This is a genomic window from Lysinibacillus sp. GW247-5R2A, assembly GCF_059424475.1.
Map to the genome: position 1 here is coordinate 204,980 of NZ_JBWKZL010000004.1, position 13,680 is coordinate 218,659.

Below are 13,680 nucleotides of genomic sequence, written 5' to 3' on the forward strand. Positions count from 1 at the left end.
GTTATTGCCCCCTCTTAGTAAACGGTTTCCTTGAAGATAAAGCCTGTATCTAATGGTCTAATGGCTGGTTGAATATCTTCAATTTTTGCTAATAATTCATCTTTTATGTCATCATATGCTTCTTCGGATTCGTCAAAATATGCATCGATGGCTTTGCGATAGGCCTCCGTCACAGTTACCACATATTCTGGAGTATGAAGCACACCCTCAATTTTTAGGGCATCGATGCCACCTTCGAATAATTCGCCAAGTTCATCAATAACACACATGTCATTAGGACTAAAAATATGAGTACCGTTTACATCTTCGTAAATTGGATATTTATTATTGCGCTCATCATCATGTAGGAACATGTTACGATTATCTTTACGATTTTCAATTTCCATCACTTTATCTTGATATAAGAAATAATGGCCAAGAAGCGGGCGTTTTGATTGGAACATACAAGTCATACCATGTACTTGTACTTCAATTTCTAATTCCGCACTTTCTTTAATTTCTAAAACCTCATCAAGAGAAAGCTCACGTGCTAACACTGCGCGAGTCGCACCGCGTTTTCCCCAGTAATTAGCCGTAAACCAGTTTGTTGCAGTCGTCTCAGGATTCCAATGCAATGGAATTGTTACGCCTTGCTCACGACGAATAATTAATACTGCTGGGTCGCCATAAATTAAACGATCCACACCGATACGTTGCATTTCTTTTAAATAGTCGGCAAGTGCCTCCAGTTTTTCATTATGGAAAAGGCCATTCACTGCAACATAAACCTTTTTACCCGCTCCGTGAATGAGCTTCGTTGCCTCTTCCACCTCATCTACTGAGAATTCTCCTGCTAGACGTAGACCAAATTGTTGTTCACCAATAACAAAAGCATCCGCTCCAGCGTCTAAAAGTGCTTTAATATGTTCTAATGATTGTGGTGTCACAAGCAATTCTGGTTTTTTCATAGTAGTCACCTCTTCAAGCATAGTAATAAACCGTCACCTACTGGTAAAAAAGCACTGGTGTAATCTGGGTGCTGCATTATCCATTCTGTGAAGTTTTTTAAATTGCGGATCATTGTACGTTTTCGACGTGGGACATCCTTCAAATCTAGATCTGACAAGCCATGCATATACATATTGTCGATATACAAGACTCCGCCTGATTTTACGAGGGGCGCATACTTTTCAAAAAAGCGCTGATATTGTCCCTTTGCGGCATCGATAAATACTGCATCGAACTCTGTGTCAATGGCCTTATCATCTACCTCTAAAGCGTCGCCTTCAATGACCTTAATTCGATCAGATACGGTTGAGCGTTCAATATAGGCTTTAGCTTTTGTCACACGCTCTATATCGCGTTCAATCGTAACGATATGGACATTTGGTAAAGCTTCTGCCATGCGAATAGCAGAATAACCAATTGCCGTGCCAATTTCTAAAATTTTTTGCGGATTTTGAATGCGCAACAATTGATTTAAAGCATCAATACCTGCAAGTTGCATAATCGGTACATGATTCTCCTCCGCATATGCTTCCATTTCTAAAAGCAATTCATTACGTGGCTGTATAAATGATTGTATATATGCATCTGATAATTCCATTGTTCCACCCTCAATTAAAAGGCAACGTGCATGTAGCCGTTGTCCGTACTTCATCATTTATCAACAAAAAGAAAAAGACCAAACGTGATGTCTTGGTACTTTGCCATACAAAAATGAGCAATTGTTTTTGACATGCTCAAACAATTGCCACCACGCATATTTGTCCCGAATAAACGGATTGATCAAAAATCACACTTTATAATAGCATGAAAATAGAAGGAAAGCTATTTTTCTTTCCTTCTACTTCCTATGTTTGCTCTATGCCATTTACTCTTTTCTAACGCTTATTCTTCTTTTCGTAAATATTTTTCTACTTTCTGTAAATGTTCATCATATGTTTTCGAGAAGTGGTTGACACCCTCTTTATCTGCTAAGAAATAGAAATAATCTGTTTGACTAGGGTTTAATGTCGCCTCAATAGAAGTCTTTCCAGCACCCGCAATTGGGCCTGGTGGTAAGCCTTTATTTTTGTAAGTATTATAGGCATTATCTACTTCTAGGTCTTCATACAGGACACGATCTTTATGATCACCAAGCGCATATAAAACAGTCGGGTCTGTTTGTAGTGGCATCCCTTCATCAATACGATTATAGAAGACACTTGCTATTGTCTCTCGATCTGTTTGAGCAGTAGCTTCTTCTTCCAATAATGATGCAAATGTTAACAGTTGGTGAACGGACATTTGTTTTTCCACTAAAACATCACTGTAATTTTTCACCACATTGTTCATAGCCCCTATCATTTCTTCAACAATCGCTTCTAGAGATGGTTTCTCCTCATAGTACGAGTAAGTAGCTGGATATAGATAGCCTTCTAAATCATAGCGAATATTGTCAGCTAACACTGCATCCGTTACGAGCTCAGGGTAGTTGGCCATCATTTGTTGAACAAATGCGTCACTCGTTACTAAATCCATAAATTCCTTTTGTGTATATGGCGTTTTCTTTTCAATAACTTTCCCAATTTGCTCAATTGTTAAGCCTTCAGGAATCGTCATTGTAAAGACAGGTTTTCGGTATACCTTCCCTGTTTTTAAGCTTTCAATAAGTTCATCAAATGTCATCGCTTGCGTTAAATCGTAATTCCCTGCTTGGAATTGAGATTCGTTTTTAAATTTTGCATAGTATTTAAAAACACGCGCATCTTTAATAACACCTTTTTTCTCTAATAATGTAGAAATAGAACTCAAGCTAGAACCGATTGGTACTTCTACTACAATTGCTTTTGTCGCGTCAGGATCCAGTGGTTTTAAAGCACCCTTAACATAATTGTACCCGAATAAACCGACAATCCCTATGACGAGGACAAAAACAATTGCCACAATGGCAACGATTTTTCTCACGATTTTTACCTCTGATTTTTTTTCCTGCATTTTTGAAAACATTTCTTGTTTTTTAGTACCGTTATCCACGGGTTTCCCCCCTATCACTATCCAATATCATACTAGAAATCAACTATCACGACAAACAGAAATCGACAATTCAGGAGAATTTGCATAAATAAAAAAATCTGCCAGCTATTTTTGCCAGCAGATTGTCTTGCTAAAAGCTTTGTGAAATAGCTTTAATATAATCACTTTACAATACTATCAGACTGTCATACTTGCTCTTCTAAGATGTTCTTTTAATGTAATAGAAATATCTAAACTTGATGGCAAGATTCTTTACTAAAACTAAAAAACTCCGAGTGGCTCCTAACCACTCAGAGTTCTTATAGTTCGTTTAATATATCTTCAACGTACACCCATTCTTCATCTGTTTCTATTGGTAATAACTCTTCGATGGCACCGTCATTTCCAGCCAGATACTGAGCCGCAAAAATTTCACGCTCATCCATTGGCTCATCTGTGGCAGGCACATATAATACATACGATTTACCAAATTGCTCGGATGCAAAAGTATGAATTACCTCACAAACTTGATCCGTTCCATCTTCATTTGTCACGGTAATAAGCTGTGGCTCTTCTTCAAATTCATCTAGAAGTGTTAATACCACCTCATTAATCATTTCCCATTCAGCTTCTGTTTCGACAGGCTGTAGATTGGTCATCTCGCCATTGTTATCGTCATAATCGAAAGTCATCGCTGATAGATCTCCTGGAATTTCTTCACCATTGGCATCCAACAAAGAGAATAGCACATAGGATTTATCCTCTGCATCAAATGTAAAGACCACATGGCAACGTTGTTCCTTCCCATTTTCATCGATTATTATAAATTCTTGCGTTTCTTCATTCATTCGATTATCCCCTTCTGACAGTTTAATGTCGTTTACTAAGTAGTTACTTCTACACGTACTAAATATCTTCGAGCAGCTTCTCACCATTATTCGGATATTTACATATTTTCAATAAAAAAGGAACAAGGACTGCAAGCTGCGATCCTTGTTCCAAGCTTTAAGAAAGAAGATTATTCTTATTCTTCGTCTTCATCTTCTAAAGCGTTTAATACGTCTTCTACCATATCCCATTCTGCTTCAGTTTCAATAGGTGTTAGTTCACCATCTTCACCGTTATCAGACGGTACGAATGAAGAAACGAAAATTTCAACTGAGCCATCTTCATCTTCTTCTGCGCCTACCATTGAGTAAAATACGTATGATTTTCCAAATTCTGGAGATTCATGTACGTGAATCACTTCACAAAGCTGTTCGTTTCCGTTTTCATCAATCACTGTAATGTGTTGAACGTGTAATTCTTCTTCATGGTTATGCTCGTTTGCCATGTATAGTCACCTCATCAATTAATTTTTGCTATCTAAATAGCCTTGTAAAATCATCACAGCTGCCATTTTATCAATGACTTGCTTGCGCTTTTTGCGACTCACATCTGCTTCGATTAGCATACGTTCTGCTGCCATCGTTGTTAAACGTTCATCCCATAATTTAACCGGTAGTGAGAACGTTTCTTCCAATAACGTTTTATAGTTTTCAGAAGCCTCTCCACGCGGTCCAACCGTATTATTCATGTTTTTCGGGAAGCCTACAACAAATTCTGTTATTGCATATTCCTTTACTAGCTCAGCGATACGATCGATACCGAACTCGCCATTAGCCTCATCAATTTTTACGGTTTCAATACCTTGGGCAGTCCAGCCAAGTGCGTCACTAACAGCAACGCCAACGGTTTTCGACCCAACGTCTAATCCCATAATTCTCATTTCTAGTCCTCGTTATTCTTTTTGATATAAAATTTAACAAGCTCTTCTAGAATTTCGTCACGCTCAAGCTTGCGAATTAAATTACGAGCATCCTGATGGCGAGGAATATACGCCGGATCACCAGAAAGTAAGTAACCAACAATCTGATTGATAGGGTTATATCCCTTTTCCTCTAATGAAGAATGAACTTTCAACATTACCTGCTTGACTTCCTGTTCCATTGATTCTTCTGGAAAATTAAATTTCATCGTTTGATCAAATGAACTCATGACCAGCACCTCGCTTTCAGAAATAAGGAGATGTGCGAACAAGCTCATCTCCAATTTCTCTTTATTATAACATGTTTTGGTGAATTAATTAAATGGATTTAACATAATCATACACAGAAAGTAGTGCTTCATCAAGTTTGGAAGCTTCTTTAGCTCCTGCCATCGCCATATCAGGGCGACCGCCACCTTTACCACCACAAGCTTCTGCAACCATTTTCACGATATTTCCAGCATGGTAATTGCCACCAACTAATTCTTTGGATACTCCAGCACATAGCATAACCTTATCGCCATCTACTGCTCCAAGAACGATAACCGCCTTTGGCATTTTCGCCTTCAAATCATCCATCATCTGACGCAGTTGGTTATTGTCTTTTGCTTCTACCTTTGTAGAAAGAACTGTGACATCTCCAATTGTTTGTGCTGCATCAACAATTGCCCCAGCCTGAGCATTGGCAATTTTTTGAGATAATGCTTCATTTTCACGTTGTAATTCTTTGTAGTCACCTTGTAAGGCTTGTACTTTTGTTACGATATCTTTAGGATTTGCTTTTAACAATGCTGCTGCATCATTTAAAAGAGCTTCTTCTTCTTTGACTACTTCATAAGCCACTTTACCTGTAACAGCTTCAATACGACGAGTACCCGCACCAATTCCACCTTCTGAAACAATTTTAAAGAAACCAATTTCAGAAGAGCGTTTTACATGAATACCACCGCATAGCTCGATGGAATAGTCTCCGATTGAAACGACACGCACAACATCGCCATATTTTTCGCCGAATAACGCCATTGCACCCATAGCTTTCGCTTTATCAATGGCCATTTCTTCAATAACGACCTCTATATCATCCCACACTTTTTCATTTACAATACGTTCAATTTGCTGTAATTCCTCTTTAGTCACTTGACCAAAGTGAGAGAAGTCAAAGCGTAAACGATCAGGGCCTACATATGATCCAGCTTGGTTGACATGATCACCTAATACATCTTTTAACGCACGTTGCATAATATGTGTCGCTGTATGGTTTTTAATAATTAAATTGCGATCATCACGATTAACAATTGCTTGGACAGCATCTTCCACATGCATTTCACCTGATTCAACAACTACTGTATGGAGTGGCTGACCATTTGGTGCCTTTTGAACATCCTTTACTACAGCGGTGAAGCTATCATTAGAGATGATACCGCTATCGGCAATTTGACCACCCATTTCAGCATAGAATGGTGTTTGAGCTAAAATAACTAAAGCTTCTTGGCCTTCAGACGCTACTTTTTCTACTTGACCATTCACAATCATTGCAGCAATTTCAGTATTAGCTACTAATGTGTCAAAGCCAACAAATTCGCTGGCAACCGTTAAGTTTGCTAATACTTCATTTTGTACTTGCATAGAGTCAACATCTTGACGAGCCGCACGCGCACGTTCACGCTGTTCCTCCATCGCCGTTTCGAAGCCTTCATGATCGACTTTCATCCCTACTTCTTCTGCATATTCTTCCGTTAACTCGATTGGGAAACCGTAAGTATCATATAAACGGAAAGCATCTGCTCCTGGGATAAAATCATGACCAGCCGCTTTTTGTGATTCTGCTACTTCATTAAAGATTGCAAGACCACCATCTAATGTTTCATGGAAACGGATTTCTTCATTTTTAATAACGCGTTGAATAAATTCACTTTTTTCCGTTACCTCTGGATAGAAGCCTTCCATGATTTTGCCCACTGTTGGGACCAATTCAAACATAAATGGTTTCTCAATACCAATTTGTTTTGCATAGCGTACAGCACGACGTAGTAAGCGACGTAATACATAGCCACGGCCTTCGTTTGAAGGAAGCGCACCGTCACCAATAGCAAACGCAACCGTACGAATGTGGTCTGCAATAACTTTAAATGGCGTATTTATATCTTCTTCAGAGCCAAAGATTTCATTTAAATCTACTTCACTTGGGCGTTTGTATTTACGGTTGGCAAATTCCTCAATTTTTTCAATGATAGGCATGAATAAATCCGTATCGAAATTCGTTGGTACATTTTGAACCACGGAGACAATACGTTCTAGTCCCATACCAGTATCAATATTTTGCTTTGGTAGTGGTGTATACGTACCATCAGGATTATGGTTGAATTGAGAGAACACTAGGTTCCAAATTTCTAGATAACGTTCATTTTCCCCGCCTGGATACATTTCTGGGTCATTTTCGTCTGAGCCGTATTCTACGCCGCGGTCATAGAAAATCTCTGAGTTTGGACCAGATGGACCTTCACCAATATCCCAAAAGTTCCCCTCTAAACGAATTAAACGTTCTTCAGGAATACCAATTTCTTGATGCCAAACATTATATGCTTCCTGATCTTCAGGATGGATTGTGATAGATAATAATTCAGGATCAAAACCCATCCACTTTTTATCCGTTAAAAATTCCCAAGCATAATGAATAGCTTCTTTTTTGAAGTAATCCCCAATAGAAAAGTTTCCTAGCATTTCAAAGAAAGTATGGTGACGAGCTGTTTTACCTACATTTTCAATATCGTTAGTACGTATAGATTTTTGTGCATTTGTAATGCGAGGGTTGTCAGGAATAACACGACCATCAAAATACGGTTTAAGTGTAGCAACACCTGAGTTAATCCAAAGTAGGGATGGATCATTGATTGGCACTAGAGGCGCAGACGGTTCATGGTGATGCCCCTTTTCTTTAAAAAATTCCAAATACATTTGACGAATATCTACTGCTTTCATTGGATAAATTCCTCCTAGTTTATATTGTAAAATCACGATATGAATCAGACCTTGCCGACCCATTTATTCCCTGCAAACAAATATTGGTACCAACCACTATAATTGGAATTATTTTACTAAATGAAAATAAAAAAGCCCTCATCCCCAAAAAGGGACGAGGACTTATTATCTGTCTCGCGGTACCACCCTAGTTGTAAGTAAAAATTCTTACTTACCTCTTTAGCACTTGTAACGTCAGTGAACGGCAGGGATTAACTGCACTCCGGAGTAGCTTTCGGTATTTGCAATGTGAGGATTTTTTCAGCCAAGAAATCCCTTTCTTCTACACGGGCAATTACGTACTTTTTCCATCGTCGTGTTTACTTTTTCTAACGAAATTATAAGAAAAATCTATTCACCTGTCAATTGGCACTAATACGACAAATCATACCTAAGCAATCATTCTTCTGAAGTATGCCCACATTCCCCATGTAAATAACACTAAAAAGGCACTCAATGCAATCGTTGTAATAGGTGATTCTTGATAAGGTAATGGTACATTCATGCCAAAGAAGCTAGTAATAACAGTTAAAGGCAACATAATTGTAGAAATAACGGTTAATAAGTTCAGCTTTTCAATAGACTTGCCACTAATAATGGAGTAATACGTATCTAATGTGCTGTTAACTAAGTCTCGATACGTTTCAGTGGAGTCGACAATCCGTTCAAGATGATCATTTAAATCCTTATAGAAAGGGATATTTTCCTCTTGTATATCAAATTTCCATTGGCCATTTATTGTAGAAAAAATTCTTCGTTGCGGCATGATAGTCTGACGAATTAAAATAATTGTTCGTTTTAATGAAAGGAATTCTTCTGTTACTACTTTTGGTTGATAATCATAAACTTCTTCTTCTAGCTCATCAATTCGTGCTCGAATTCTCTCTAATACAGGGAAATACTCATCTGTAATTCCATCAATAATCGTATGCAATAAAAAATCGGTGCCTTTTTCCAAATATTTCGCACTATTTAAACAAACTTTTTCTATATGGCCAAGCCATTGTAATTTTTGTTTATGGACCGTAACAATATAATTGGGTCCCATAAAAATATTTAACTCGACCGTCGTAATTTCATTGTTACTTTTTTCATTGTAGATAGGTGCATGGAAAACGAAGAATTTATAATCCCCATAACTATCCATTTTCGGGCGTGAGCCTTCATGTAAGCAATCCTCCACTGCTAGTGGATGAAAGCCAAATACATCTGCTATATTATTTAATTCATTATGACTATACGCATATAAATCCACCCATAATAAATCCTCGCTATGAATGGGAAGTCGTAAATCATTCATATTGAAATCGTGTTGTACTGTTTTGCTATTGTGATTGAAATAGTGAATTTTAATCATGTTACTTCACCTCGTGTTTTATTATAAAAAGTAACAAAAGGTCATTGTTTAAAACCTTCTGTCCGTGCCGGCGATAAGAAACGACGGCTGTCTCCATAAATGCTGACTACCTACCTCATGCTTACTCGGTTCAGGACTACTATCCATTTCTCATCACCTTCCTTTCATAACAAAAACACGCCTTCTACGAATGAAGGCGTGTTGAATACACATATCAAAAAATAGCAAAAAAACTTTGCATATTTGTAACCTTCAAACGTTGAGTTTTAGCACTATGCGGCATAGGAAATTATCCAGCTACGTTAAAAAACACCTTATTTCGATGATTTCTGTTGACCCATTGGCGTCTCTCGACATTTTTGGGTAGTAGCGTATCTCCACATAGGAGCCTCACCTAACGAAGGGAGTCTTATTTTTTTATTCCTGTACATAATAACGGATAGTTTCACAACTGTCAAACTTTTAATCAATCATTTTTCAAAAAGTCTTCTACTCTTTGTACTAAATGATCGCGCTTATACGATTGATAGAGTAGGCTTGACAGACGAACAGGATCGCCAAAGAAAAATCGTTCATACAGCGTTTGCCTTGTGCCAAAACTGCTCATCGTTAAATCCCAAGCTAAACGGAACTTTTTCACCCGTTCCTCCCCTTTATCTTGAAATGATTGCAGATAATGATCAAGATCTCCATCATCTGTTGCAAAAGCTTTTGCACTCGGGATGGACATTAATCCACTTGCTCCAAGTAGCTGGATGATATCTGTAAAGGTAGGATATACTTTCGGGAAAACATGAATAGCAACCTGTAATGTCGATAGGTCTGGTCTTATAAAGCCAAAGGAATCCCTTTGTGCCTCAATTTCTGATTTTAATTGCAGTGCTTTCATCGTTTCTAATGCTACGATGACATCTACCACTTTTTGATGGACATGCTGATAATCCCCGATATTTATGGTATCTACAATCGTTTGTACAACCCCTAGGATGAACTCGGTCTTAGCAATTTGACGTGACAGCACATGATGCAATGTATACGCTTGGAAGCCACTAACATTCATAAATTGATTGGCTACTTCAACATTTTCATAATAAAATACACGCTCCCACGGAACAACTACATCATCAAAAACAACAATCGCATCCATTTCTTCAAAGCGTGCACTTAAAGGATGATCAAACCTAGAATCTCCTCCGACAAAAGATTGCCGACATAAAAACTTTAAGCCTTTTGTGTTACTCGGTATAGAAAAGCCAAAACCTTTTCCTTCATCAAAGCCATTTGTTGATAGAACAAGAAGTTCATCTGTAATTCCTCCCTGTGTAGCTAGTAATCTAGCTCCTTTAATGACTAAGCCTTCACCCGTTTTTGCAACAATTTTAGCAGCGATTGTTACTTCTTCATCCTCATAGTAAAAACGCTTGCGGTTTACTTGCGGCTCTATAAAAGTATGTGTCATGGAAATATCATTTTCACGGGCATATTCATAAAACTTCAGCAAATGGTCTGGAAAACAATTCGGCTTATCTTTCAAAAAGTTCGATGCTGATGCCAAAGCCATCAATGTCGTATTCATGTAGTCAGGACTTCTTCCCATCAAACCGTTTGTTTGTAAAGCCCATTCTCTTGCGGCCATACGTCTTTTTACCAGATCCTCGGGACTCATGACTTGAAGGAAAGACATGCCGACTCTCTCTTTGCTAGTTGGCGATTCATATGTCATTTTTTCAAGATATGCTTCTTGATGTTGTAAATTAAAAAGCTTTGCCTGACTTTGCATGATTCCCTTAAATGCAGGATGCTCTGACACCTTGCCCGTCACAACTTCCCCATCAATCGAAATATACGTATTTAAAGCATCGATACGTTCCACATACTGCTGTCCTGTCATTATTGGCATGTTGTCACTCCTAAACATTTCCTATGTTTTTGTACTTATGTAGTATATGAAATGTCCAAATATTAGGTGACGATACAGCGCATTAGAAAACCCGATTAGGAAGAATCTAATCGGGTACAATCGTTACTTTTCCAAAAAATCATAGGGGGAGACATCATCCATACCAATCATTGGATGAATATAAGGAGCTGTTTCTACTGTTAATTTAGGGTCCTCGATAGCCGCTTCTTGCACAACCTCTTGTTTTACTGGAACTGCCTCGACTTCAACAATGACTTCTTCGACATCCATTGGATTTAATCGAGCGCGCAACGAAGTAAAACGCTGTAAATCGTCTGTACGCTGCAAACCATCTGCCAGGACATCGGGTTCCCCACATAAAATCAAAAAGTTTTTCGCTCTTGTAATACCTGTGTACAAAAGATTACGCCGCAGCATTTTAGAATACCCTTTGACAACAGGCATAATGACGGTTTGAAACTCTGAACCTTGAGATTTATGAATGGAGCAACAATAAGCTAGTGTCAATTGATTGAGGTCACTTCGTTGATAGGTCACTTCAATGCCATCAAAGGAGACAATCAGTAAATCTTGTTTTTCTATTGTCTCTTTTGCCTTAATAATACTAATGACTTCTCCCATATCACCATTAAAAACATTACTTTCAGGCTGATTGACGAGCTGCAGAACTTTATCCTTTATTCGATACGTTACGTCCCCAAAGACAAGTTCCTTCCTTGTCCCTGTATCATTAGGATTAATAAGCTCTTGAATCATTTTATTTAAATTATCAATACCAGCAGGACCTTTATACATCGGAGCTAATACTTGTATATTACGAATTTCTTGCCCCTTAGCAACAGCACTTTTTACTACCTGTGTCACAACATTTCCAACCTGATCGACGGATGATTTAATAAACGAGCGATCCGTAGTTTTCGATGTTAAATCTTTCGGAATGGTTCCTTTTTTGATTTGATGGGCTAGTTCAATAATTGTAGAGCCCTCTGCTTGTCGGTAAACATCTGTCAATTCCACCGTTGGAAGCTGCTTGGATGCTAATAAATCCTTCAACACCTGTCCTGGTCCTACAGGCGGTAATTGGTCCTGATCCCCTACAAAGACAACCTGTACATCCTCATGTAAAGCTTTTAATAATTGATGAGCAAGCCATGTATCCACCATTGACATTTCATCTACAATAATAAGCTTACCTGTGACCTCTCGTTCAGTCTCTTCTTCTTTTTCTTGACCAGTAAAGCCGAGTAAACGATGAATAGTCATAGCTGGTAGTTCAGTCGATTCAGCTAAGCGCTTCGCAGCTCGCCCAGTGGGTGCACAAAGGATAATAGGAAAAGGCTCCTCTTTTTGAGCATATTCTTTTGGATTTAATGATAAGCCATGAAGCTTCGCATAAACTTCAACAACTCCACGTACAACAGTCGTTTTACCCGTACCAGGTCCACCTGTTAAAATCATTACGGCTGAATTTAAAGCCTGTTCAATGGCATTTGCTTGTGTTTCAGCATAAGTCACATGGAGTAGTTCCTCAGTTTCACCAATCGCTTTACGAATCTCATCTTTGCTAAAATGCTCAGCCTTGCTATTTCGTTCAACAAGCGTCAATATTTTGGAAGCGATTCCGACCTCAGAAAAATAAAGGGAGGGTAAATATAATCTTGTTTCTTCCCCACAAATTTTACCTTCTTCTCGCAGCTCGATACAGGCTTTAGAAATATCCTCGAACGGTATCTCCTGTCGTTGACTTTGTTCAAGCATTTCCTTTACAAGTGGTAGAACATGCTCCGCATCTAGATAAACATGCCCATCAGATAATGCAGCCGTATTTAAAATATGGAAAATCGCTGCTTTAACACGGTCAGGATGTTTTCCGGTAATGCCTAATTTGGCACCAAGCTCATCTGCTCGAAGGAACCCTACCCCTTCCACATCTTCTATTAAGCGATATGGGTTTTCAGTTAGTAATTCAATGGCTTCAGTTCGATAGGTTTGATATATTTTCATTCCAAGCTGTGGACCAAAGCCCCATTCATTTAGCTGGATCATTACCCGTTCTAAACCAAGGTTTTGCTCAATCGTGCGATGGATCACTTCTTTTTTTTCAGATGATAAACGTGGAACAGCATCCAGTGCACTTGGATCTTCTAATATAAGACGCAATGCATTAGCTCCTAGTTTTTCAACAATGGTTTCAGCCGTTTTTTTCCCGATTCCTACAAATAAGTCACTAGATAAATAATGAATAATTCCTTGTTCAGTAGCGGGTACCTCTTTTGTAAATGTCTCGATTTGGAATTGTGCACCATATTTAGGATGCTGTTTTAATATACCTGTAAAACGGTATTGCTCATCCATTTGTAACGGTGGAAAATAGCCAACAACAATAATTTCTTTATCTTCATATTGTAAGTTTGTCTCTTGAATTTTCACTCGTATAATGGAATACATATTTTGTGTGTTATGAAAAATAGAGACAATCGGACGTCCGAGAATAAAAAATTTATTGAGTTCAAATAAATCGAGATGCTCTGTCATATTCGGTCCGCCCTTTCTAATTGTTTTCAATCTTTTTATTTTACCATAGACCTTTCGAAATATCGT

The 13,680-nt window shown here is 38.3% G+C and carries 11 protein-coding genes, 1 riboswitch and 1 other annotated feature; all 11 genes read right to left on the minus strand.

Annotation, left to right across the window (positions count from 1 at the left end):
• Positions 1 to 14 precede the first annotated feature (14 nt).
• Positions 15 to 947 (minus strand): peptidase U32 family protein, encoded by a 933-nt coding sequence (locus AC07YC_RS08570; RefSeq protein WP_336635787.1) that lies wholly within the window; start codon positions 945 to 947, stop codon positions 15 to 17.
• 5 nt (positions 948 to 952) lie between these two features.
• Positions 953 to 1,585, minus strand: a complete 633-nt coding sequence (locus AC07YC_RS08575; RefSeq protein ID WP_036221292.1) for an O-methyltransferase — start codon at positions 1,583 to 1,585, stop codon at positions 953 to 955.
• Between the two features lie 284 nt (positions 1,586 to 1,869).
• On the minus strand, positions 1,870 to 2,997 hold the full coding sequence (mltG, locus tag AC07YC_RS08580) for an endolytic transglycosylase MltG (RefSeq protein ID WP_336635788.1): 1,128 nt from the start codon (positions 2,995 to 2,997) through the stop codon (positions 1,870 to 1,872).
• A gap of 299 nt (positions 2,998 to 3,296) precedes the next feature.
• Positions 3,297 to 3,824, minus strand: coding sequence for a DUF1292 domain-containing protein (locus tag AC07YC_RS08585; protein ID WP_494919054.1), 528 nt, complete (start codon positions 3,822 to 3,824; stop codon positions 3,297 to 3,299).
• A gap of 176 nt (positions 3,825 to 4,000) precedes the next feature.
• Positions 4,001 to 4,309, minus strand: a complete 309-nt coding sequence (locus AC07YC_RS08590) for a DUF1292 domain-containing protein (RefSeq protein WP_008180955.1) — start codon at positions 4,307 to 4,309, stop codon at positions 4,001 to 4,003.
• An 18-nt stretch (positions 4,310 to 4,327) separates the two neighbouring features.
• Positions 4,328 to 4,744: a Holliday junction resolvase RuvX gene (ruvX, locus tag AC07YC_RS08595; protein ID WP_008180957.1), complete on the minus strand. Its 417-nt coding sequence runs from the start codon at positions 4,742 to 4,744 to the stop codon at positions 4,328 to 4,330.
• A 2-nt stretch (positions 4,745 to 4,746) separates the two neighbouring features.
• Positions 4,747 to 5,013, minus strand: coding sequence for an IreB family regulatory phosphoprotein (locus tag AC07YC_RS08600; protein WP_004226839.1), 267 nt, complete (start codon positions 5,011 to 5,013; stop codon positions 4,747 to 4,749).
• Between the two features lie 88 nt (positions 5,014 to 5,101).
• Positions 5,102 to 7,762, minus strand: a complete 2,661-nt coding sequence (alaS, locus tag AC07YC_RS08605; protein ID WP_494919055.1) for an alanine--tRNA ligase — start codon at positions 7,760 to 7,762, stop codon at positions 5,102 to 5,104.
• A 147-nt stretch (positions 7,763 to 7,909) separates the two neighbouring features.
• Positions 7,910 to 8,125, minus strand: a binding site (T-box leader).
• Positions 8,126 to 8,192: 67 nt separating this feature from the next.
• Positions 8,193 to 9,158, minus strand: coding sequence for a magnesium/cobalt transporter CorA (corA, locus tag AC07YC_RS08610; protein ID WP_336635791.1), 966 nt, complete (start codon positions 9,156 to 9,158; stop codon positions 8,193 to 8,195).
• A gap of 244 nt (positions 9,159 to 9,402) precedes the next feature.
• Positions 9,403 to 9,567: riboswitch (M-box (ykoK) riboswitch) on the minus strand.
• A 57-nt stretch (positions 9,568 to 9,624) separates the two neighbouring features.
• The gene (hpaB, locus tag AC07YC_RS08615; RefSeq protein WP_494919056.1) at positions 9,625 to 11,058 is read right to left on the minus strand and encodes a 4-hydroxyphenylacetate 3-monooxygenase, oxygenase component; all 1,434 of its coding nucleotides are present in this window, start codon (positions 11,056 to 11,058) and stop codon (positions 9,625 to 9,627) included.
• Positions 11,059 to 11,181: 123 nt separating this feature from the next.
• Positions 11,182 to 13,614, minus strand: a complete 2,433-nt coding sequence (gene recD2 / locus AC07YC_RS08620; protein WP_494919057.1) for an SF1B family DNA helicase RecD2 — start codon at positions 13,612 to 13,614, stop codon at positions 11,182 to 11,184.
• Positions 13,615 to 13,680 lie beyond the last annotated feature (66 nt).

What these genes read in the sequence shown, in the direction of transcription:
- corA (WP_336635791.1), bottom strand. Translation starts at nt 9,158, where the DNA reads ATGATTAAAATTCACTATTTCAATCACAATAGCAAAACAGTACAACAC.
- hpaB (WP_494919056.1), bottom strand. Translation starts at nt 11,058, where the DNA reads ATGCCAATAATGACAGGACAGCAGTATGTGGAACGTATCGATGCTTTA.
- AC07YC_RS08600 (WP_004226839.1), bottom strand. Translation starts at nt 5,013, where the DNA reads ATGAGTTCATTTGATCAAACGATGAAATTTAATTTTCCAGAAGAATCA.
- recD2 (WP_494919057.1), bottom strand. Translation starts at nt 13,614, where the DNA reads ATGACAGAGCATCTCGATTTATTTGAACTCAATAAATTTTTTATTCTC.
- AC07YC_RS08570 (WP_336635787.1), bottom strand. Translation starts at nt 947, where the DNA reads ATGAAAAAACCAGAATTGCTTGTGACACCACAATCATTAGAACATATT.
- alaS (WP_494919055.1), bottom strand. Translation starts at nt 7,762, where the DNA reads ATGAAAGCAGTAGATATTCGTCAAATGTATTTGGAATTTTTTAAAGAA.
- AC07YC_RS08590 (WP_008180955.1), bottom strand. Translation starts at nt 4,309, where the DNA reads ATGGCAAACGAGCATAACCATGAAGAAGAATTACACGTTCAACACATT.
- AC07YC_RS08585 (WP_494919054.1), bottom strand. Translation starts at nt 3,824, where the DNA reads ATGAATGAAGAAACGCAAGAATTTATAATAATCGATGAAAATGGGAAG.
- AC07YC_RS08575 (WP_036221292.1), bottom strand. Translation starts at nt 1,585, where the DNA reads ATGGAATTATCAGATGCATATATACAATCATTTATACAGCCACGTAAT.
- ruvX (WP_008180957.1), bottom strand. Translation starts at nt 4,744, where the DNA reads ATGAGAATTATGGGATTAGACGTTGGGTCGAAAACCGTTGGCGTTGCT.